The sequence below is a fragment of the Streptomyces sp. TRM68367 genome (assembly GCF_014495685.1).
Taxonomy (GTDB): domain Bacteria; phylum Actinomycetota; class Actinomycetes; order Streptomycetales; family Streptomycetaceae; genus Streptomyces.
The window spans coordinates 1-20,732 of record NZ_JACTVI010000121.1; the positions used below are offsets into that span (position 1 = coordinate 1).

Annotated in this window: 15 protein-coding genes; 6 read left to right on the forward strand and 9 right to left on the reverse strand. The window is 69.2% G+C overall.

Going from position 1 to position 20,732, the window contains the following annotated elements:
• Positions 1 to 436: 436 nt before the first annotated feature.
• A complete protein-coding gene (locus H8R17_RS39950; protein WP_187828098.1) occupies positions 437 to 1,963 on the reverse strand; it encodes a glycosyl hydrolase family 28 protein in 1,527 nt (508 codons plus the stop codon).
• Positions 1,964 to 2,908: 945 nt separating this feature from the next.
• Here H8R17_RS39950 and H8R17_RS39955 point away from each other — a divergent pair.
• Together H8R17_RS39955 and H8R17_RS39960 are read left to right on the forward strand one after the other, a co-directional pair.
• Positions 2,909 to 3,163: a hypothetical protein gene (locus tag H8R17_RS39955; RefSeq protein ID WP_187828099.1), complete on the forward strand. Its 255-nt coding sequence runs from the start codon at positions 2,909 to 2,911 to the stop codon at positions 3,161 to 3,163.
• Between the two features lie 84 nt (positions 3,164 to 3,247).
• The gene (locus H8R17_RS39960; protein WP_187828100.1) at positions 3,248 to 7,516 is read left to right on the forward strand and encodes a discoidin domain-containing protein; all 4,269 of its coding nucleotides are present in this window, start codon (positions 3,248 to 3,250) and stop codon (positions 7,514 to 7,516) included.
• A 377-nt stretch (positions 7,517 to 7,893) separates the two neighbouring features.
• On the opposite strand, the gene H8R17_RS48010 is transcribed toward H8R17_RS39960, so the two are convergent.
• From H8R17_RS48010 to H8R17_RS39995, 8 genes are all read right to left on the reverse strand, one after another.
• Positions 7,894 to 8,019 carry a hypothetical protein gene (locus tag H8R17_RS48010; RefSeq protein WP_262505880.1) on the reverse strand — a complete coding sequence of 42 codons (126 nt, stop codon included), beginning with the start codon at positions 8,017 to 8,019 and terminating at the stop codon, positions 7,894 to 7,896.
• Between the two features lie 55 nt (positions 8,020 to 8,074).
• The gene (locus tag H8R17_RS39965) at positions 8,075 to 9,601 is read right to left on the reverse strand and encodes an alpha-N-arabinofuranosidase (protein ID WP_187828101.1); all 1,527 of its coding nucleotides are present in this window, start codon (positions 9,599 to 9,601) and stop codon (positions 8,075 to 8,077) included.
• Positions 9,602 to 9,648: 47 nt separating this feature from the next.
• Positions 9,649 to 10,722 (reverse strand): lactonase family protein, encoded by a 1,074-nt coding sequence (locus H8R17_RS39970; RefSeq protein WP_187828102.1) that lies wholly within the window; start codon positions 10,720 to 10,722, stop codon positions 9,649 to 9,651.
• Positions 10,723 to 10,760: 38 nt separating this feature from the next.
• Positions 10,761 to 11,690: a sugar kinase gene (locus H8R17_RS39975; protein WP_316959680.1), complete on the reverse strand. Its 930-nt coding sequence runs from the start codon at positions 11,688 to 11,690 to the stop codon at positions 10,761 to 10,763.
• A 26-nt stretch (positions 11,691 to 11,716) separates the two neighbouring features.
• Complete coding sequence (locus tag H8R17_RS39980) at positions 11,717 to 12,400, reverse strand: bifunctional 4-hydroxy-2-oxoglutarate aldolase/2-dehydro-3-deoxy-phosphogluconate aldolase (RefSeq protein ID WP_223126022.1); 684 nt, start codon at positions 12,398 to 12,400, stop codon at positions 11,717 to 11,719.
• A 104-nt stretch (positions 12,401 to 12,504) separates the two neighbouring features.
• Positions 12,505 to 13,326: a carbohydrate ABC transporter permease gene (locus tag H8R17_RS39985; protein ID WP_187828105.1), complete on the reverse strand. Its 822-nt coding sequence runs from the start codon at positions 13,324 to 13,326 to the stop codon at positions 12,505 to 12,507.
• Positions 13,326 to 14,351 carry a carbohydrate ABC transporter permease gene (locus H8R17_RS39990; RefSeq protein ID WP_187828106.1) on the reverse strand — a complete coding sequence of 342 codons (1,026 nt, stop codon included), beginning with the start codon at positions 14,349 to 14,351 and terminating at the stop codon, positions 13,326 to 13,328. Before H8R17_RS39990 ends, H8R17_RS39985 begins: the two co-directional genes overlap by 1 nt.
• Positions 14,348 to 15,694 carry an extracellular solute-binding protein gene (locus tag H8R17_RS39995; protein ID WP_187828107.1) on the reverse strand — a complete coding sequence of 449 codons (1,347 nt, stop codon included), beginning with the start codon at positions 15,692 to 15,694 and terminating at the stop codon, positions 14,348 to 14,350. Before H8R17_RS39995 ends, H8R17_RS39990 begins: the two co-directional genes overlap by 4 nt.
• Before the next feature lie 927 nt (positions 15,695 to 16,621).
• Here H8R17_RS39995 and H8R17_RS40000 point away from each other — a divergent pair.
• The 4 genes from H8R17_RS40000 to H8R17_RS40015 all read left to right on the forward strand — a co-directional run bounded on the left by H8R17_RS40000 (position 16,622) and on the right by H8R17_RS40015 (position 20,590).
• Positions 16,622 to 17,662 carry a LacI family DNA-binding transcriptional regulator gene (locus H8R17_RS40000; protein ID WP_187828108.1) on the forward strand — a complete coding sequence of 347 codons (1,041 nt, stop codon included), beginning with the start codon at positions 16,622 to 16,624 and terminating at the stop codon, positions 17,660 to 17,662.
• Entirely contained in the window at positions 17,659 to 18,423 is a 765-nt protein-coding gene (locus tag H8R17_RS40005) for an SDR family NAD(P)-dependent oxidoreductase (protein ID WP_187828109.1), read from the forward strand. The genes H8R17_RS40000 and H8R17_RS40005 overlap by 4 nt, the downstream gene beginning before the upstream one ends.
• Before the next feature lie 129 nt (positions 18,424 to 18,552).
• Positions 18,553 to 19,698, forward strand: coding sequence for a galactonate dehydratase (gene dgoD / locus H8R17_RS40010; protein WP_187828110.1), 1,146 nt, complete (start codon positions 18,553 to 18,555; stop codon positions 19,696 to 19,698).
• A 670-nt stretch (positions 19,699 to 20,368) separates the two neighbouring features.
• The gene (locus tag H8R17_RS40015; RefSeq protein WP_187828111.1) at positions 20,369 to 20,590 is read left to right on the forward strand and encodes a hypothetical protein; all 222 of its coding nucleotides are present in this window, start codon (positions 20,369 to 20,371) and stop codon (positions 20,588 to 20,590) included.
• The last annotated feature ends 142 nt before the right edge of the window (positions 20,591 to 20,732 follow it).

Below are 20,732 nucleotides of genomic sequence, written 5' to 3' on the forward strand. Positions count from 1 at the left end.
TGGCCACCTGGACCGGCGCCTGCTCGATATGCGGCCAGCCCGCACCCACCCCCGAACCCCACCACAGGACCTAACAAAGCCCTACTAGTGCCGCGACAGGCAACGTTTGCCCGTCAAGGAGCGGCGTCCGGTGCGTGCACTCGGCGTGCCGGCCGGAAGTCCTCGTACTGGATGTACTTGGGCTTTCGGCCGGTGCGGCGAGAGGGCGTGCCGGGCGTCGCGACGGGGCGAACGTTGCCTGCCGGGGCACTGGGCCGGGGGTGGAGGCGGGCGCGGCGATGCCGTCGGTGAGTCTGCGCTATGGGACAGGCCGTTGGGCAGGGGTGGAGGCGGGATGGTGCGGTCGAGGAACAGGTGGGATACCGGTGTGATCGCGTAATCAAATGCGCGGCCCCGGTGTCCTCGCAGGAGGACTCCGGGGCCGACCGCCGGCGGATTACAGGCCTGCGGCCTCCTCGGTGGTGAGGAAGCGGAGGTTCTGCACGTGCTCGTTGACGAACATGGGCACGCCGTCCGAGGCCAGGTACCAGCGCGGCTTGCCCCCGCTGTCGCGGATCACCCTGCCGTTGACGCGGAGGTTCTCGAAGGTGACGTCCTTGACAGTGCGCTCCGCGTCGGTCCCGGCGACGATCGACACGTCGGCGTTCTTGCCGTTGTAGTTGACGTCCTTGACGTAGACGCTCTCGATGCCGCGGCCGGCCGCCTTGTTCCACCTCGGGTTGTTGATGACCCGCATGTGGAAGAGCTGGCCCCAGCGGAAGTCCTCCACGCGGATGTTGTCGAACTTCACCTTCCGAATGAGGTTGCCGTCGGCGGCATTGAGGGCGATGCAGCCCTGGGCGTTCACCTGCGGCTCGCGGTGGTCGAGGATGTCGATGTTCTCGAAGTTCAGGTTCTCCAGCATCTCGTGGTTGTCGGGGTCGGGGTTGCCGTGGACGCCCATGTTGATCGTGTGGGCCACATCGGCCCAGAGGGAGCAGTTCTTGACGGTGATGTTGCGGGTGTCGCCGTAGAAGTCCCAGCGGTGGGTGTAGAGGGCGATGCAGTCGTCGGACGTGCGCAGGAAGCAGCCGTCGATCGTGACGTTCTCGGAGCAGTAGAGCTGGATGCCGTCGCCCCAGCCCTCACGGCTGAAGGCCCGCACGTTCTTGATCTTGAGATTGTTGCACTCGGCGACCCGGATGTTCTCGTACCGGGGGTTGAGGATCGTGATGCCGTCGATCGTGACGTTCTCGCACTTGCGGACGGCGAGCGCACCGCCGGCGGAGTCGTAGAGCACGCCGCGACCGATCAGCCGGGAGTTGTTCGCCCCCTCGAAGATCACCTGGGAGGTGAGGACGGCGCCGGCGGCCAGGTAGACGGTGGTGCCGCTGGGCACCGTCAGCTTCCGGCCGGGGTGGGTGTGCAGACCGGGCCCGAAGTACATGACGTTCTTGTCGCCCTCGGCGGGCGGGTTCTGCTCGATCGGGTTCGCGAACAGGTGCAGGCAGTCGAAGGTCTTGTCGTCGACCTGGACGACGAGGTTGCGGGGCCGGTCCAGGGTGAAGCGCGCCGTGTCGCCGCGCACCTCGGGGGTGATGTCGTACGAGTCCGGGCGGATACGGAACTTCTCGGCGCCGCCCCGGTTGTAGGTGACCTCGACCTCGACGGTGCCGGAGAAGTCGAAGGCGGCCCAGGAGGACTTCTGGACCGGGTTCTCGCCGGTGACGGCGTCGATCAGCGCCAGCTTGGCCAGGTAGACGTCGAGTCTCTGCCAACTGCCGCCGGCCGGCCGGACCTTGACGGTGAAGGAGGTGTTGGCCGGCACCTCGGGGAGAGTCGGGTGGATGACAACAGTATCGCTCGGGGAACCGGTTTCTTCAGTGGCAGCCTGGGCGATGCCCCCGACGCCAGCGGCCATGCTGCCGACAGCAAGGACGCCAGCGGCCTGGAGGGCGGTTCGCCGGGAGAGGGACGAGCTCATGGGGACTCCTTGACGGAACGTGTGCGGGGGTGGCCGTCTGCGGCCGAAGGTGGAAAAGCCCGAGGGTGCGGCCACCTCTGCGGGCTGCCGGGGCGTGCGGGGAGAACACCTGCTTCTCGCGGAGGGGGTGGGCGGGCGACGGGCTGATCCGTCACGCCGAAATCTGCGGCATGAGCGAAGATGCCGTCAAGGGTTCGGCTCATTTTGACACAACCGGTTTCTATGACAGCGTCCTCAGCGACGAGCGGCCACAGCCTCGGAGGCCCGAAGAGCTGCCTCTGCGGCGACGACCGGCCGCTGCGTGCGGAAGGAGGTCACCGACCCCGCCCGCGCGGCATACCCGCGGGATCGGAGCCGCGGTGTGCAGCCAGCCTTCCGCCCGGAAATGTCGCCACAAGCGGTGCACCCGCCAGGGCTACGAGGACCGCATCGAGCGCGTCCTGACGCCCTCCCTGGGCCACCTGAAAATGCGCCACCTGCGCACTCGGCATCCAGGAGATGCAACACGCGCGTCTGGGCGGACAACAAAGTCCACCAGGTGAACCGCGAAGCAGCTCAACAGGCCCTGGCCGTGGAACGCGCCGTCCTCGGCACCGCCCTACAGGACAGCGTCTGACACTGTTTCACGGCTCTGCGGAAACCGGTTGCCTTCAGAGGGTCACTGTCCGCTGCTTCTCGATGGTCCGAGATTTCATGGTTCTTCCTTGAGTGTTGGGTGCTTCAGCAGATTCTCCTGTCCGACATATTGTTCCGCCGTGCAGTCGGCTTTAGCTTCCGTAGAGACCGGTTTCTATGGATGGTCCGAACGCCTGAGAGGGGCTGATGAACGGCGAGCAGGAGAGAGCGGCCGCAGTGGCGGTCATCGCGTATGACGCGGGACCAGTGCGCCCGCCGGGACCGGCGGTCCCTTAGGGCCTGTCCGGACGCCGCGCTACGCCACTGATCATGCTGCCGCTGAAGCACACTCGCGGCCGGGACACCGCCGGGATCACGCTGCGCACCTATGGCAACGCCTTCGCCAGGAGGGTCACTGCCGGCTCCCACTACTACCGCGCCTGTACCCACCCTCGTGCCTGCCTGGACGTGAGTGACTCCCCGCAGGCGGACAACACCTCGCTCACCGACACCGCCCACGGCCCCTCCCGGACCTCCGCCGGCCGACGGCCCCGACGCCGGACACGGCGCAGGGCCACCGGCTGACGGACGCGATACCCAACAACCCCGGATGCCGTGCCGCGCCCGGCGCCTCACGGCCCCAGAAAGGCCTCTGCAATGAAACAAGTCATGGAACGCGCTAGATCGCGGATCACCGCGATAGGCGCCGCACTGGCGCTGACGGTGGGACTTGCCGGGGCGGCTGCGGCACCCGCCCAAGCCGACGGCTACGAGAGCCTGCTCACCGACCATGTGGTCAAGATCCACGAGACGGTCAGCGACGCCGGATTCGTCCACCCCGGCGTCGGCCTGTCGGCCGAGAACCTGCGCAACGCCCAAGGGATGGTCCGCTCCGGCCAGGAGCCCTGGGCTTCCTACTTCGATGCCATGACGCAGGTCCGGCCGTGGGCGAAGAAGGGCTACACCGTCGACAACATGGTCAGGGACAAGCCGGAGGTCCCCGTCACGTCGACCTTCACCGAAGGGAGTCTGCGCGGGCGCCTGACCCGCGACTCCTTCGGGGTCCTCACCCAGGCGCTGCTGTGGATCAACACCGGTGACGAGGTGTACCGCAAGGGCGCGATCATGGGCCTGCGCACCTGGTCGAACATGGACCCCGACGGCTACGCCTACTTTCCCGACGCGCACATCCACACCGGCAAGCCGCTGTCGCAGTTCCTGATGGCCGCCGAGATCATCCGCGCCACCGAACCGGTCCCCGACGGCACCGCTGGTACCCACGACGGTTATGACGTGACCTGGGACGCCGACGACGACAAGAAGCTCCTGAACAACCTCGCGAACCCGATCGTCGACGTCTTCAACTTCTCCAACAAGAAGTGGATGAACCAGCACAACTTCGGCCTGTACGGGCGTATCGCCACGGCGATCTACGCCGACGACGTCAAAGGCTATGCAAAGGGCGTCGAGTGGTTCACCAAGAACTCCACCTATGACGGCTACGACAACGGCGCGATGGCGACGCAGATGCCGCTCATCGGGGCCGACCACAAGCTCAACCCCTACGGCAAGGACTTCGTGCAGGTCCGCGAGATGGGACGCGACCAGGCCCACGGCGAGACCAACATCGACAACTTCGCCGCCCTGGCCCGCTTCCTCGACGTCCAGGGCACCAAGGTCGACCGCGTCGACGGCACCGTCTCGACCGCCGACGACGCGGTGAGCGCCTACTCCTTCCTGGACAACCGCCTGCTGCAGGGTGCGGACGCCTTCTACGGCTTCATGATGGGCGCCTGGATCCCCTGGGTCGACGAACAACAGTCCGGCGGCACGCTCTCCCAGGCGTACCGCGGACGGGTCTTCAACCCACTCTCGGAGCTGTACTACCAGTACAAGTACAGAGAAGGCGTTGACGTCGACGCAGAGGCTCCGTGGCTGGCAGAGCTGCACCGGCGTATGGACGGCCCCTTCTTCCGCTACGGGACCGGCACCAAGAACTTCTGGGCCCCCGGCGACAAGAGCGTCGAGTACTGGGTCGCCTTCCCCGAGGAACTGGCGGGAACGGAGCCGACGCCTGTCGAAGAGACCGAGCTCTCGTTCGGCCGCTACGCCCTGCTGATGGACGACGGCACCGAGATCGTCACCCAGGACGGTCGCACCTTCGCCCGCGCCCACGCGAACTCGGACGGCACGACCAGCGCCGTCAGCCGGATGATGCGCCCCTGGGGCCGCGACATCGGCGTGCTGGTGCGGACCAACGGCCAAGCCACGCTCGATGTGCTCTCCAAGGAGGAGCCGTCCGGCCTGAACCCGGACGAGACCGGACCCAGAACCCTCGGAACGGTGGAACTGCCTGACACACACGGCGAATGGCGGTACATCACCTACCCGGCGACCGGGTCCAATGTGCATTACTACCGCGTGACCGGCGCCGAGGGCGTCACCGTCGACTTCGACACCGTCATGTTCGCAGCCAAGGACAACCTCACCGCCCCTCGGTTCGAGCAGACCCGGGACCACTACTACTGGTGGCAGGACGTGGAGGCGTCGTTCGACCTGTCCGCGGTCGACGCGGGCGGTTCGGTCGTTTACTCGGCTGCCGGCCTCCCGGACGGAGCGTCGCTCGACGCCGAGACCGGGACCGTCACCTGGACGCCGACGCCCCAGGACCGCGGACGCCACCGGGTTCAGGTCGTCGCCGACGACGGCGAGTCCATCACGGCGCGCACCTTCGAGCTCGTGGTGTCCAAGAACCGGCCCCGCATGATCGAGGACGTGGTCGCCGACGGCACCGACGAGTACGCCGTCTACACCGCCGTCACCTACGAGCCGTACCTGGAGGCGCTCGCTGCGGTCAAGCAGGTCGCCCACGATGAAGGCACCGACGCGGAGTTCCGCGCCGCCTTCGACTCTCTGCTGGACGCCATCGACGCGCTCAGGCTGCTCAACCCGCGCCTGGAGGACGGGACGCTGGACTTCACCGGCATCGTCACGCCGACGGTGATCAACAAGAACGGGGTGCGCAACCTCGCCGACGACGATCACACCACGATCGGCGGCGACATGCTCGGCACCTTCTTCACGCTCGACTTCGGGCCGGACTACCGGGTCGCCGCATCGCAGTTCGACATGCGGGCGCGGAACCTGTTCCCCAACCGGTACCAGGGCGCGAACGTGTACGGCTCGCTCGACGGCGCCGAATGGACGCTGCTGACCGAGCGGGCGACCTCGAACACGTCCGACTGGGAGCACATCCCGGTCGTCGCCGAACAAGCCGGCGAGGAGTTCCGGTTCTTGAAGGTCCAGGTCGACATCCGCGGCGAGAAGACCGACCCGGCCTACCCCGACATCTTCTCGATCGCCGAGCTCCACATCCACGGCGAACGCTCCGAAGCGGTCAACGGCATCGCCGAGGCCTCGCTGTCCTCCGACGACGCGACCATCGGCCGTGTCACCACCGGTGATGAGGTCGCCGTGGCGTTCTCCAGTGAGGAGCCGATCAGCGACGTCTCGGTCACCATCGCCGGCCAGAGCGCCGAGGCCGTCAGCGACGACGGCAAGACCTGGACCGCCTCGACGGTGCTCGATGGCGTCACCGGCGGCCGGACGGTCATCGTCGGCATCGATCACACCACCGCCGACGGCGAGACCGCCGACACGTTCTACGGGACGACCGACGGATCGAAGCTGTGGGCGAGCGACCAGCGCGACTACCTCGATCTGGGCGCGCTCGGCGAGGTCGTCGACCTCAACGGCGACGCCGACTCGAACAAGTCCCGCCACGGGCTGAGGATGACCGACGACGACCTGGGCACCGCCAGCGACGTGCGCGCCGTCGACGGCGAGTACTACCTGATCTGGGACTTCAGCGACGGCGTGTCGGTCTCGCTCGACCGGGCAGAGCTGCGGCCGCGCCAGGACGGCTACGGTCTGTCCCGCATGTGGACCCAGACGCTCGAGGGATCGAACGACCTGGTCAATTGGACGCGGCTGACCAAGCCGTCCGAGACCACCCACGACTGGCAGAACCGTTCCTCGCTCGACGACGGCTCCTACCGGTACCTGCGGATCCGCAACGGCACCATCATCAGCGTCGCCGAGCTGCGGATCTACGGCGAGGTCCACCTCGACCTGGCCAAGCTGCTCGCCCGGGCTGAAGCGGTCGACCTGGGCCTGCACTCGCGGGCCTCGGCAATCCTGTTCACCCGGGAAGTAAAGGCGATCAAGGCGGCCGCCGAAGAGGACGGCGCGGACGAGCAGGCGCTCGCCGAGCGGCTCCTCGAGGCTTGGGACCTCCTGGAGGACCCGCCCTCGACGATCACGCCGGTCGCCCCGTCCTGGGTGGAGGCCAGCAGCCCGTCCTGGGACGACTCGCTCGATGCGGCCGCCAACGGCTGGGCCCTGTTCGACGGCGACCCGTCCACGTACACCGACACCAAGACGGCCGAAGGCTGGGTGCGGGTCCGCCCGGACGACGGCCGCGTCCTGCCCGTCGAGAGCGTCAAGGTCCAACCGCGCCCCGGACACGCGCACCGGGCCAACGGGTTCAAGGTCCAAGGCTCCAACGACGGAGGCAAGACCTGGGAGACGTTCCTGACCCTCTCGACGCCCGCCTCCAGCGGCTGGACCGAGTACCCGCTCGAGGCGCCTGTCAGCTACCAAGCGCTCCGGCTGTATTCGACGAACGGCTACACGAACCTGGCCGAGCTCCAGTTCCTCCGCGTCCCGGTGGACATCACCGGACTGGGTCTCCTCCTGGAGGAAACCGCCGCGCTGTCCGAGGCCGACTGGACCGCCGAGTCCTGGGCCGACCTGACCGAGGCCCGTAAGGCCGGGCTGGCCCTACGCGAGACCGGTGCCAACCCGACGCAGGCCGAGGTGGACGCCGCGACCGACGCGATCGCCGCAGCCGTGGCGGCACTCGTGGCCGCCGGGTGATCGAAGGGGTCGGACCGGTACCGGACACTGCTGGCAAATGGTCCGGCCCCTGTGCGTGACGTCGGCCTTCATCACCTGGTTGTGGGTGGTGCAGGCCGACGGTGCGTTTGGTGGGAGGGTGTCGGCGTCGCTGCGGGAGCCCGGGTTGGATTCGCCTCTGACTGCCTCCGATCGCCTCTGCAACCCGTTCTAGCAGGTCACAGCCGTTTCGACCTTCATAAGCGCCCGTCAGGGGAATGCGCCGGAATTACCAGCGGTTGTACGCGTACTCGTGGCGCGGATGCGGCTAGACCATGGTGATCAGGGCGTGCCCGGGTGGACGCCGTACGGACCCACGGCGGCCGGCTCCGCGTACACCTCGCTGCGGGTCTCCTCACTCATGTCGCTCCCCTTCCTTCCTCCGGCAGCCACTCCTCGCGGGCCAGCCAGCCGTCCTCCTTGCGGCGCTCGTCGATGCGCCGCCCGGTGCCCGAGCCGTCCGGCCACCACCACGGCTCCGTCACGCTCGGCGGCCTTGCGGGCCGGGATCCGCACGCTCCAGCCCGTCCGGTGCAGCTTTCAGGCACGCACCAAACGGATCATGTTCCAGGAGAGCGGCTCGAGTTCGGCCCGCAGGACGCCGTCGGTGACGGTGGTTCCGGTGGCGGGGTGCGGGACGACGCGGGCCGGCTGGTCCACGGTGTTGCGTGCCTCCGGGTCGGCGTCGGCCAGAACCAGGTGCTCCGCCACGGTGTGGGCCTCGATCCCACGCAGGTCGATCTCCAGCGGCAGGGCGGTGCTCTGCCCGCGGTTGACGGCGAAGACGGTGACCGCTCCGGTCTCGTCGTCGGTCACGGCGGTGGTGTGCAGCAGCGGCACCTCGCCGAACCGGGCGGTGGGGTACGTCGGGCTGTCCACCTCGACGCGCAGCACCCGGCCGCGCCCGTACGCCGACGCCTGGGCGAAGGGGAAGAAGGTGGTCTGCCGCCAGGCCGGGCCGCCCGGCTCGGTCATGATCGGCGCGATGACGTTGACAAGCTGTGCCAATGAGGCCGCGGTGACCCGGTCGGCGTGTCGCAGCAGGGCGATGAGCAGTGAGCCGAAGACCACGGCGTCCGTGACGGTGTAGACGTCCTCCAGCAGACGTGGCGCCTGCTGCCAGTCCTCGACCGGGTGCGGGTTGGGCCGCTTCTGGTACCAGACGTTCCACTCGTCGAAGGAGAGATTGATGCGCTTGCTCTTCTTCAGCCGGGCGCGGACGTGGTCGCAGGTGGCGACGACCGATTCGATGAAGTGCTCCATGTCGACGGCGGACGCGAGGAAGGAGTCCCGGTCGCCGTCGATCTCCTCGTAGTAGGCGTGCAGGGAGACATGGTCGACCAGGTCGTAGACCGCCTCCAGGACGGTGGCCTCCCACGCGGCGAAGGTCTCCATGCCGGAGTTCGAGCTTCCGCAGGCCACCACCTCCAGATCGGGCTGGATCATCTTCATGGCGCGGGCCGTCTCGGCGGCGAGCCGTCCGTATTCCTCGGCCGTCTTGTGGCCGATCTGCCAGGGGCCGTCCATCTCGTTGCCCAGGCACCACATCTTGATGCCGTACGGCTCCTTGCCCCCGTGGGCGACACGGCGGTCGGACAGCTCGGTGCCGCCCGGGTGGTTGCAGTACTCCAGCAGTCGTACGGCGTCCTCGACCCCGCGGGTGCCGAGGTTGACGGCCATCATGGGCTCCATGCCGGTCTTGGCACAGAAGTCGATGAACTCGCCGAGGCCGAACTCGTTGGTCTCGGTGGTCTTCCAGGCCAGGTCCAGCCGTGCCGGCCGCTCCTCGCGCGGTCCCACCGCGTCCTCCCAGCGGTAGCCGGAGACGAAATTGCCGCCTGGGTAGCGCACGGTGGTGACGCCCAGTTGCCGGACCAGGTCCAGGACGTCGTGGCGCAGACCGTCGGCGTCGGCCTGCGGGTGGCCGGGCTCGTAGAGGCCCGTGTAGACGCAGCGGCCCAAGTGCTCGACGAACGATCCGTACAGCCGAGGGTGGACGTCACCGATGCCGAAGGCCGCGTCGAGGGTGAAGCGTGCGACCGGGGTGGTGGTGCGGGGATCGGACATGACTGCCTTTCAAATTTGCGGACCCAGCAGGTGAGCGAAGTGAGTCATCAGAGAACGAGCGCACACACGACCGAGGGTGCGGAAATCGCCGGAGCAGCCTGTTCGAGGGCTCCCGTGTCGAGGACGCGCAGGGCGGCCATCGTGCCGCTGTGCTGGTTGGCGACCAGCAGATGACCGGCCGCGTAGGTCAGGCCTCGGGGCCAGGTGCCGCCGCTCGCCGTCTCGCCGATCGGTTCCGGGGTGGTGCCGGTGAGGCGGAAGGCGGCCACGGTGTCGGCGCCGCGGTTGGTCAGCCAGACGAAGCGCCCGCAGGGGGAGGCGACGATGCCGCCGGGCTGGTTGACGACGTCCCGGGCCTGGGTGGCGGGCACCGTGGCGACGGCCGTCAGGGTGCCCTTGGCGGTGTCGTACCGGTGGCAGGTGAGGGTCGAGGACAGCTCGTCCGCGCTGAACACCAGCTCCCCGCCGAGAACGAAGGCGAGGTGGCGAGGGCCGGAGCCGGCGCACAGCCGGTTCACCGCCGCCCGCTGGAGGGTTCCGGTGCGCGTGTCGAGCCGGTAGGTGAAGACCGCGTCGGCGCCCAGGTCGGTGGCGAGGACGTAACGGCCCGCCGGGTCGACGAGTACCTGGTGGGCGTGGCTGCCCTCCTGCCGGCCGGCCACCGGTCCTGACCCCTCGTGCACCGCGACGTGGGTCGGTTCGCCCACCCGTCCGTCTGCGCCGAGCCGGTGCACGGCCACGCTGCCGGGAGTGATGTCGTCGCCGTAGTTCGCGGTCAGCAGCCAGCCGCCGTCGGGGTGGACGGTGAGGTGGCACGGGTTCGCGCCCCCGCTGCTGACCGGTGCTCCCCGGGCGATCAGGGTGCCGTCGCCCTGCCGGGCGAGGGCGGTCACGGATCCGGAGGCTTTCTCGTTCGTGCTGTAGAGGACGTCCAGGAACGGGTGCGCGGCCAGGAAGGAGGCACCACTGACCGGCACGGGCGGCACCCCGCTGTCGTACGCCAGGTGGCCGGTCGCCGGATCGAGCCGCAGGGCGGCGACTCCGGTGCCGCCGCCCCCGCTGTCCGGGGTGTGGGAGCCGGTGAGGACGAGGGGCCGGTCGTCGGGGGTGCGGGTGGGCATAAGTGGTCCTTGAGCAGGTGCGGGGAGGCCGGGGGAGGTCAGCGGACGTTGTCGTCATGGTGGTCGAGGAGCCGCAGTTCGGAGCGCCGGGGCAGGCCCTCCCAGTCACCGGCGGTGCCGACCGCGAAGGCGCCCAGCAGGGCCGCCGTGCGCAGCCGCCGCTCGGGCGGCTCGCCCGCGAGGAGTTCGGCGAGGTACCCGGCGGCGAAGGCGTCGCCCACTCCGACGGAGTCGTGGACCTGGACGGGGATGGCGGGCTGCCGGTACCGCCGCCCGTCGATGAGCGCGTACGCGCCCTCGGCCCCCGTCTTGATCACGGCGGAGGCGGGGCCGAAGTGGCAGATACCCTCGGCGAGTTTGTCCGGGTCCTCTGTGCCGTCCACCGCGAGTCCCGCCTCGTGCGGTCCGGCGAAGACCAGGTCGCTGCGGCGCAGCAGCGGCAGCAGGGCGGCCCGGGCATCCGCCTCGCTCCACAGCAGGGAACGGAAGTTGATGTCCAGGGACACGGTCACCCCGGCGCCTGCGGCGATGTCCACGGCCCGGGTGACGGCCCGGGCGGGGCTGTCACCCAGCGCGGGCGTGATGCCGGTGACGTGCAGGACCGTCGCCCGGGCGATGAGGTCCTCGGGGATGTCCTCGGGGGACAGCCGGGCACCGGCGGTGTGGGCGCGGTAGTAGCGGGTGCGGCTGTGGCCGGCGGTGCGCTGCTCCTTCAGCAGCAGCGAGGTGGGAGCGGCGTCGCGTACGGCGACGGCGGTGACCCCTTCGGCCCGCAGTTCGCGCAGGATGAGGTCGCCGAGCGCGTCGTCGCTGACGCGGCTGATCCAGGTGGCGCTGCCGCCGAGCCGGCTGACTCCGACGGCGACGTTCGACTCCGCTCCGGCCACCCCCAGGCGCAGGTCCGCCCCCAGGGCGAGGGGGCCGGGCCGGAACGCGGACAGCACCCCGAGAGCCTCGCCGACCGTCACAAGACAGGGCTCCTTCTGCCGGCCGCTCACCGGCCGGCCTCTTCGGTCCGGGGGCCAGGGGCCCGCATGGTGGCGCCGACCGCGTCGAGCAGGTCACGCGCCCTCGCGGTGAGGGACTCCAGTGGCCCGGAGTCCGGGGCCCGGTCCGCCCCGCGCAGCAGCGGGGAGCCGATTCCCACGGCGCATGCTCCCGCGTCGACGTACTCGCGGGCGTGGGCGATGTCGACACCGCCGACGGCCATGAGCGGGATCTCCGGCAGCGGCGCACGCAGTTGGCGCAGGTGCCCGGGGCCGCCGGTCGAGGCGGGGAACAGCTTGACGGCGGCGGCACCGGCCCGCCAGGCCGCGGCCACCTCGGTCGGCGTCCAGGCGCCCGGATAGCACGGCACACCGCTCTTCGCGGCGCCGCGCACCACGTCGGCATCGACGACCGGCGCCACCAGGAACTCGGCGCCGGCCGCGAGCGCTTCCCGGGCCTGGCCGCAGCTCATGACCGTGCCCGCGCCCACCGCGACCTCGGGCCCGAGGTCGTCGCGGATCCAGGCCAGGGCGTCGAGTGCGTCGCGGGTGGTGAGGGTGATTTCCAGGCAGGTGATACCGCCGGCCGCGAGCGCCCGGGCCGCGGCGGGCAGCCCGGAGGCGTCGGCCGACCGGAGGATGGCCATCACCCGGGTCCGGCCGAGCTGCGGGGTGAGGGCGGGGCGGTCCATCACCCCACCCTGCGGGTCGTGTCGGTGCCCTGGACGTCGGTCATGTTCGTCGTGCCTTTCAAGTTGCTCGCGGGAAACTGACGATATGCCAGTTGGCTGCTGACTCACTTGAGTCCGGAGGTGGCGATTCCGGAGACGAAGCCGCGCTGCATGATCAGGAAGAGCACGAGCACCGGGATCACGTACATCACGGCGCCTGCGGCGACGAGGTTGGACATCGGCATGCCCTGTGCGTTGACGTAGCCGTTGGCGAGCTTGACCGTGAGGGTGGTGTGCGCGTCGTCCAGCAGCAGCGCGGGGCCGATGTAGTCGCCCCATGACCAGCTGAAGGACAGGATCAGGCTGGCGGCGATGACCGGCCACGACTGCGGCAGGAAGATCCGCAGGAAGATCCGGAAGGTACCGCAGCCGTCGACGATCGCCGCCTCCTCCAGTTCCTTCGGCATGTTGCTGAAGAACTGCCGGAACAGGAAGATCAGGAACGGTGCGCCGGACAGCCCCCACAGCACCCACGGCATATAGGTGTTCAGCAGGTGGAGCTTGGCGAACATCAGATAGGTCGGGATGAGGGTGATGACCTGCGGCAGCATCATCGTCGACAGCAGCACCGCGAAGATCACCCGCTTGCCCGGGGCGGTCAGCCGGGCGAAGCCGAATCCGGCCCAGGCCGAGGCGAGGGTGACCAGAACGGCGTAGATGCCGGCGATCGTCAGGGAGTTGCGCGCATAGCCGAGGTAGTCGAACGCGTTCAGCGCCTGCCGGAAATTGTCCAGGTTCGGGTGGTGCGGCCACCAGTGGATGGGCATGACCCGCAGTTCCGACGCGTCCTTGAGAGCGGTGATCGCGAGCCAGCCGAAAGGGCTGAGGAAGAGGACGAGCAGTGCCACAAGGAGCATGTAGACGGCGTTGCGCCGGGCGAACACCATTACGCGTCTCCCATCGTGCGGGGCTTGTCCTTCGCCGGCTCCGCTTCCACCGTGTAGAAGACGGCGCCCTTGCTCACCTTGAACACCAGGAAGGTGATGACGACGATGAACGCGAAGAGCACCCACAGCATCGCTGAGGCATAGCCGTAACGTCCGTTGGCGAAGTACTGGGCGAAAACGTTGATCATGTAGAAGTAGTTGCTCTCGGGGACGGACGTCACGCCCGCCGGGGTGGGGTTGAGTGCGATCAGCAGCGGCGCGAAGCTCTGCAGCGCTCCGATGATCCCGGTGACGACCTGGAAGAAGATCACCGGGGAGAGCAGGGGCAGGGTGATCCGGGTGAAGGACTGCCAGGAACTGGCACCGTCGACCCGCGCCGCTTCAAGAAGTTCCTTGGGGATGTCCTGGAGCCCGGCGAGCGAGATGATCATGACGTTGCCGACACCCCACATCGTCAGGGTGATCAGCACCCAGCGGGCGTAGGGGTCGATCAGCCAGGGAACGCCGTTGATGTTGAGGACGTCCAGGACGCCGTTGGCGGCCCCCGAGTCCCGGTCGAAGATCAGCTTGAAGGTGAGCGCCGCGCCGACCGGCGGTACGACCGCGGGCAGGTACAGCAGGGTGCGGAACAGGCCACGGGAGCGGATCGGCTGGTTGACCAGGACCGCCAGCATCAGCCCGGCCACGATCGACAGCGGCACGGTGATGCCGGTGAACAGCGCGGTCCGGCCGAGGGAGGCCATGGTGTCCGGGTCGGAGAAGACCTCCTTGTAGTTCGCCAGACCGATGAAGCTGGTGCGCTGGGAGAGTCCGTCGGAGTTGGTGAAGCTCAGCCACAGCGCGTACAGGAGCGGGTAAGCCGTCAGCCCCAGGAATCCCAGCACCCACGGGCCGGTGAACGCGTAGAACGCCCATGCCCTGCGCTTGCTGAGGGACAGTCGTCTGCGTGCCGGGCGGGCGGCCGACCCCGGAGACGGGGACGGCACGGCCCGGGCGGTGTCTCCGGTGAGCTGACCGGTACTCACCCCACCAGCTCCTTGCCCGCGGCGATCGCGTCGTTCATCTGCGAGTTCAGCGCGTCCGCGACCTTCCCGGCGGAGGTCCCGGACCTGACCGCACCCGGCAGCACCTTGTTGATCACCGCGTCCAGGGCGGTCGCCTGGGCGTACGGGGTGACGGTCATCGTCTGGAAATACGGGAGCTCCCGCTGCTGGACGGCGTAGGACTGCTTCTGGAACGGCTGCGCCTTCGGCATCATCGGGCGCAGCGACTTCAGGGTCGGGATGCCCCAGCCGCTGCCGGCCCGGTCCTTGGCCGGCTGGCCTGCGAAGTACCACTCGAAGAACTTCCAGGCGGCGTCCTTGTTCTTGGCGCCCGTGGGGATCCAGTAGCCGGTGGCACCGAAGGTGGGGCTGATGCGGTGGCCGCCCATCTGTGGGGCGGGCGCGAACCGCGTCACCTCGGCGATCTTCGGGTCGCCGCCGATCAGCCCGCCGAACCAGTAGCCGCTGCCGGACATGGCCAGCCGGTTGGCCTGGTAGGTGGGCCAGTCCCAGCCGTCCGGGTTCGGGTTGGCGGGGCTGGGGCCGATGTTGGCCTTGGCGTACTCCAGGTACCAGCTCAGTCCCTTCATCGCCTCGGGCGAGGAGAAGTCGACGGAGGCGAGGCCATCGGCGAACAGCTTGCCGCCGGCCGAGGCGGTCAGGTGCATGAACGTGGGCAAGGTGCCGGGCCCGGCGCTCAGCCCGTACACCTTCACCTTGCCGAGCCGGCGTTTGACCAGCCGCTTGCCGAGGTCCAGCCACTCGTCGCAGGAGAGCGGCTCGGTGTCGCTGGGTTGGTCCAGCTTCGCGGCGTCGAACATGTCGGTGCGGTACCAGAACATCCCATCCTGGGAGTAGTCCTTCGTCATGCCATAGCGCGGGCCCGCCCCCTGCTTGTCTCCATCGAAGCGCCAGAGGTCGTTGACCGGGTCGAGGTCGGAGGTCTTGAGGACCGAACTCTCGGCGAAGTAGGGGTCCAGGTCGGCCATCAGGCCGCGGGCGGCGAAGTACGGCGTGTCCAGCGCACCGAAGCCGCGCACCACGTCCGGCGGGTTCTTGCTGGCCAGCATGGCGTTGAGCTTGGTCTGGTCGAAGGCGAGGTAGGTGATCTTCACGCCCAGCACCTGTTCGGCGGCCTGGATGGTCTTCTTGTCCTCGTCCTTGGCCATGACGGTGAGCGTCGACGCGCCCTTCTTGGTGCCGGAGCCGGAGCCGTCGTCGACGGAGGCGGCACATCCGGGCAGTGCCGCGGCGGCGAGCGTGACACCGGCGGTGGTGGCGAGGAAGTCGCGCCGTCCGAGGGCGCTTCTGGCGGCAACGGACATGTCGTGACCTTTCATACAGGTGGCAGCGGGGCTGCGGGGCGGATCGAGGGCCGATGCGCGGCGGGAATTCCGATGCGGAGATCTGCGGGGCACTCCGCCGGGGCAAGGCAGGAGTGAGGCGCCGGCTCGCCCCTGAGGCGCGCGGGAGCGTGCCGGGGTACAGCCGGGTGGCCGCCGCCGAGCGGCCGGCAGGCCGACGGGGCAGTCGTGACGCGGCCTTGCGGACGGACCTTTGAGGACGCCGGGGTACGGGGACGCAGAGCGGCTTCGGGTGGTCGCCGTGCGGACGATGTCCGGGCCGGGGGCGGGTCTCGCCGGGGTCGGCTCCGGGGGCAGGCATCTGTTCGTCGCGGGGGCGCCTGGTTCCGCCGCCCTGGGGGCGTGGTGCGCGGGACGCGTCCCGGTGAGGTTGCCCCTGGCCCTGTACGGCGCCGCCCCGGTGAGGCGGTCGTTGCTGCCGCCGTACGCGGCCAGGAGTGGATGTCCGCGCCGTCGCGCGGAACGGGTTCAGAGGGCGTGAAGCTCGCCGGGAAGTGGCTCCGGCTGCGGCCCGCGTCGTGATCGCGCCGAGCTCAGGCGGCGGCCCGCCTGATGCGTGAAAACGGTTTCTTTCGACTTCTTGCCTGTATAGGCGCAGGTAAACGGCGTCGCGGCCGCCCAGGGAACCTCCCGGAACGCTTCATCGCACTCCTCACGGATGGTCGGAGCTAGTCGACTTGTCATGTTTCGACTGAGTATTAGGCGTATCTCCCGTTTTGCCCAGACATAGTGCTTGTGGCCCCGTGGGAAACCGGTTGACTGAAGCTTTGGCGAACGTTAGGTTGTGGCGCCAGAGGGCGTCAAGAGATCCGACACGCACTCGGTAACCGGTTGCCGAAACAGTTACCGCGTGCCGTGCGTTCCCTACGGGAGAGGGAGGCTGCCGAGGTGGCTGAGCAGCCGGTTCGGGCAAGGCTGGTGGACGTCGCCCGCGAGGCAGGAGTCTCCAAGGCCACCGTGTCCAAGGTGCTCAACGGCCGGGAAGGTCTGTCCGTCCGGCCAGAGACCCGACGGCGCGTACACGAGGTCGCCCAGGCGCTGGGCTACCGTCCCCACTCAGGGGCCCGGGCGCTGGCGGGCGCCAGCACGCACGTCCTGGCCCTGCTGGTCCCCGCCCTCGCCAACCCCACGTACGTCACCGTCGCCCGCGGCGCCTACCAGCGCGCCCGCGAGCTGGGCTATCTCTCCCTGCTGGCCGAGGACTTCGACGGGCAGGAAGCCGACGAGTCCTTCAACGACCTGGTGCAGGAGGGCCGTGTCGACGGGCTGCTCATCGCCTCCGCGCGCCCCGGTCACCCCCTGCTGGACGCGCTGAGCCGCAGCCCGGTCCCGCATGTCTTCCTCAACCGCTCGGTGGAGGGCTCCGGCCGGAACGTCACCATGGACGTGGCCCGTTCCAGCGTCACCGCCCTCGACCACCTCCACTCCCTCGGTCACCACGCTGTCGGCCATATCGCGGGCCCGCCGGGCATCACCCCCAGTGAGGCCCGCAAGGAGGCGTTCCTGCGGCGCGCCGGGGAACTCCGGCTCGCCGCCGCTCCGGTCGCCTCCGGGGACTTCACCGAGGACGGCGGTGTGTCCGCGGCACTGCGACTGCTGCGTCCGGCCGACGGTGGCACGCCCCCGCCGGTCACCGCGCTCTACACCAGCTCCCTGGCGCAGGCGATCGGCGCCATGGCGGCGATCCGGGGCCTCGGTCTGCGGATCCCTGAGGACGTCTCGGTGGTCGGGAACGACGATCTGCCGGTCGCCGGCCACCTCTCCCCGCCGCTGACCACCGTGGCGATGCCCCTGTACGAACTGGGCACCGCGGCCGTCGATGCTCTGGTAGCCGCCATCCAGGGGGTGCCAATGGGAGATGTCGTCGTACCGACCGAGCCGCGCCTGATGCTGCGCGGTTCCACGGCAAGAGCGGGAGAAACACCATGAGTCGCACCGGCCTCGCGCGCTTTCCGGGCCGTACGGCCCTGCTCACCGCCGCCGCCTCCGGCATCGGCGAAGCCACCGCCCATCGCCTCGCCGCGGAAGGGGCGTCGGTCCTCGTCACCGATGTGGACGCCGAGGGCGCCTGCCGTGTGGCCGAGGAGATCAGCGCCCAGGGAGGACAGGCCCGGCACCGCGAGCTCGACGTCACCTCACCCGACGCGTGGACCGCGGCCGTCGAGGCGGTGACGTCCTGGACCGGGCACCTCGACGTCCTGCACCTCAACGCCGGCCGGAACCGGTCCGGGGCGGCGCACGAGCTGGACGACGCCGCGTGGCACGACCAGCTACGGCTCTGCCTCGACTCGGTGTTCTACGGCGTCCGGGCCGCGGTCCCCCCGCTCCGGACTGCCCGGGGCGCGGTGGTGATCACCTCGTCCGTGCACGCGGCCATCGGCTTCAAGGGCTTCCCCGCGTATGCGGCGGCCAAGGGCGGCATCGGCGCCCTGGTACGCCAGCTCGCCGTCGAGTACGGCGGTGAGATCAGGTTCAACTCCGTCCTTCCCGGCGCCGTGGTCACGGCCCTGTGGGCGCATACACCGCCGGAGTCCCAGGCCCGGACCGCCGCGTGTGCGCCGGTCGGCCGGCTCGGCAGCCCCGAGGACATCGCGGCAGCCGTGGCCTTCTTCGCCTCCGACGACGCCTCGTTCGTCACCGGCCAGAACCTGCTCGTGGACGGCGGCCGCAGCATCAGCTCCCAGGAATAGCCCGGGCGGCCGACTGTCCGGCAGACGGTCCGCGAGACCGCTCACTGCCTGGCCGACCCCCAGCCCGCACGCCCCCTACCCGCAGCCATCGGCCCCAGGGCCGTGCAACAGGACCCGGAGGTCCGCACCGTGAAGATCACTGGCTACGAACTCTTCCTCGTCGAACCACGGTGGCTCTTCCTGCGCGTCGACACCGACGAGGGCGTCTCCGGCTGGGGAGAGCCCATCGTCGAGGGCAGGGCGCACACCGTGGCGAGGTGCGTCGAGGAGATGTTCGACTATCTAGTGGGGCAGGACCCGGCCCGCATCGAGGAGCACTGGCAGATGCTCGCCAAGGGCGGTTTCTACCGCGGGGGTGTCGTGCTCAACAGCGCCCTGGCCGGCATCGACCAGGCCCTGTGGGACATCGCTGGCAAGACCCACGGTGTGCCGGTGTACCAACTGCTTGGCGGCCATGTGCGCGACCGGGTACGCGTCTACGGCTGGGTCGGCGGCAAGACTCTCCAGGATCTGGCCGACGCGGCGGCCGCACAGGTCGCCAAGGGCATGACCGCGGTCAAGCTCAACCCCTGCGGACAACTGGAGCCGCTCGCCACGGCCGCCGCGATCCACGCCATCGTGGACAGCGTGACCACGGTACGCGAGGCCATCGGCCCGGACCGCGACGTGGCACTGGACTTCCACGGCCGCTTCAGCGGCGCGATGTCCCGGCGCGTCCTGCCGTTGCTGGAGCCGCTGCTGCCGATGTTCGTGGAGGAGCCGGTACTGCCCGAGTTCTCCCGGGACCTCGGCGCGGTGGTGCGCTCCACCTCGATCCCCATCGCGACCGGTGAACGGCTGTACTCTCGCTGGGACTTCCGTTCCGTCCTGTCGGACGGCATCGCCGTGGCGCAGCCGGACATCAGCCACGCCGGCGGTATCTCCGAGACCCGGCGGATCGCCTCGATGGCGGAGGCGTACGACGTCCTGGTGGCGCCGCACTGCCCGCTCGGCCCGATCACGCTGGCCGCCAGCCTGCAACTCGACTTCGCCACACCCAACTTCCTCATCCAGGAACAGGCGCTCGGCATCGGCTACGGCGACAGCAGCGGGCTGCTGGACTATCTCGTGGATCCCGAGACCTTCGCGTTCCGCGACGGCTACATCGAGCGCCCGACCGCACCGGGTCTGGGCATCACGATCGACGAGGCCGCGGTCCGGGCAGCCGCCGAACGCGGCCACCGCTGGCGCAACCCGGTATGGCGCAACGCGGACGACTCGCTGGCGTCCTGGTAGCGGAACGGCTCCCGGGCAGCGGGCACACGATGTCTGTGCGCGGGTCCGAGCTCCCACTCCGGAGCGGACCGCATACTGGTGCGCGGCGCGGCCACCGGCCCCTCGTGGCGGCCCGTACCCCACCTCTGTGAAGATCGGGCTTCCGGTGGCGGCAGTCGCCGGGGTTCACCGGCAGCTCGTCCAGTAGCGGTCCGTCCCGGGACCGTCGGGATGAACGGCGCGACGGTGCACGTTGCGCCAAGCGCCGCCGGTACCCGCCGTGGACACGGCCCGACACCGTCCCGCACCCCGGACAAACGGCCTGCCACGTCGCGGTACGCGCCGAAAAGCACGCTGAAGTCACACGAACACCCATCCTTCCAGGCACCCGTGACGCCCAGTCACGGCTCCGCAGAGAGTGGATCAGAACCGTATGTCGCGGCCACGGTCATCGCACCCTGGCCGGAAGGAAGCCAAATCACATGAAGACCTGATGAAGCATCAGTAGGGTACTTATTCCGGATTCAAATGGTTGCGTCCATAGCGTCTCTGGGTGCTATCTCCTACTTGTGGCCTTGTTTTTCGGGAACTGCCCTGGAAAACTACTGGGCAAGAGAGGAACGGCAAAGGCAAGTCCATTATTCTCTCTGATTCCCATGGCGGTTCGGACAGTAATCCGAGAAGGAGAGCAATGGGTATTCGTATTCGATTGGCGACCGGGCTTCTGCTGGCCGCGACTGCGGGCGGGGTGGTGGTCGGTCTCGCGCCGGCAGCCGGGGCCTCCCCGGTGGTCGAGGCCTGCAAGGCCCGGGCCCAGTACTGGACGGAAGAGACCCGAATACTCCACATGTGCAGGCACAAGGACGGCTCGGACGGCATCGCCGCGGGCTGGTGGGTCTGGATGTATAGCTGAGGTTTCCTTGCCGGGCAACGTCCCGGTATCCGCCTCTTTCCTGTTCGGCGGCCCGGTCACTGGCCTCGATCATTCACGTGCGCGCGCCGGCCTGGGGTGGTCGGTCGGGGTTGAGGATTCGTCCTGGTTCGTCCTTCGGGTG

What these genes read in the sequence shown, in the direction of transcription:
- H8R17_RS39995 (WP_187828107.1), bottom strand. Translation starts at nt 15,694, where the DNA reads ATGTCCGTTGCCGCCAGAAGCGCCCTCGGACGGCGCGACTTCCTCGCC.
- H8R17_RS39955 (WP_187828099.1), top strand. Translation starts at nt 2,909, where the DNA reads ATGCTGCCGCTGAAGCACACTCGCGGCCGGGACACCGCCGGGATCACG.
- H8R17_RS39965 (WP_187828101.1), bottom strand. Translation starts at nt 9,601, where the DNA reads ATGTCCGATCCCCGCACCACCACCCCGGTCGCACGCTTCACCCTCGAC.
- H8R17_RS39950 (WP_187828098.1), bottom strand. Translation starts at nt 1,963, where the DNA reads ATGAGCTCGTCCCTCTCCCGGCGAACCGCCCTCCAGGCCGCTGGCGTC.
- H8R17_RS40015 (WP_187828111.1), top strand. Translation starts at nt 20,369, where the DNA reads ATGGGTATTCGTATTCGATTGGCGACCGGGCTTCTGCTGGCCGCGACT.
- H8R17_RS39985 (WP_187828105.1), bottom strand. Translation starts at nt 13,326, where the DNA reads ATGGTGTTCGCCCGGCGCAACGCCGTCTACATGCTCCTTGTGGCACTG.
- H8R17_RS39960 (WP_187828100.1), top strand. Translation starts at nt 3,248, where the DNA reads ATGGAACGCGCTAGATCGCGGATCACCGCGATAGGCGCCGCACTGGCG.
- H8R17_RS39980 (WP_223126022.1), bottom strand. Translation starts at nt 12,400, where the DNA reads ATGGACCGCCCCGCCCTCACCCCGCAGCTCGGCCGGACCCGGGTGATG.
- H8R17_RS40005 (WP_187828109.1), top strand. Translation starts at nt 17,659, where the DNA reads ATGAGTCGCACCGGCCTCGCGCGCTTTCCGGGCCGTACGGCCCTGCTC.
- H8R17_RS39970 (WP_187828102.1), bottom strand. Translation starts at nt 10,722, where the DNA reads ATGCCCACCCGCACCCCCGACGACCGGCCCCTCGTCCTCACCGGCTCC.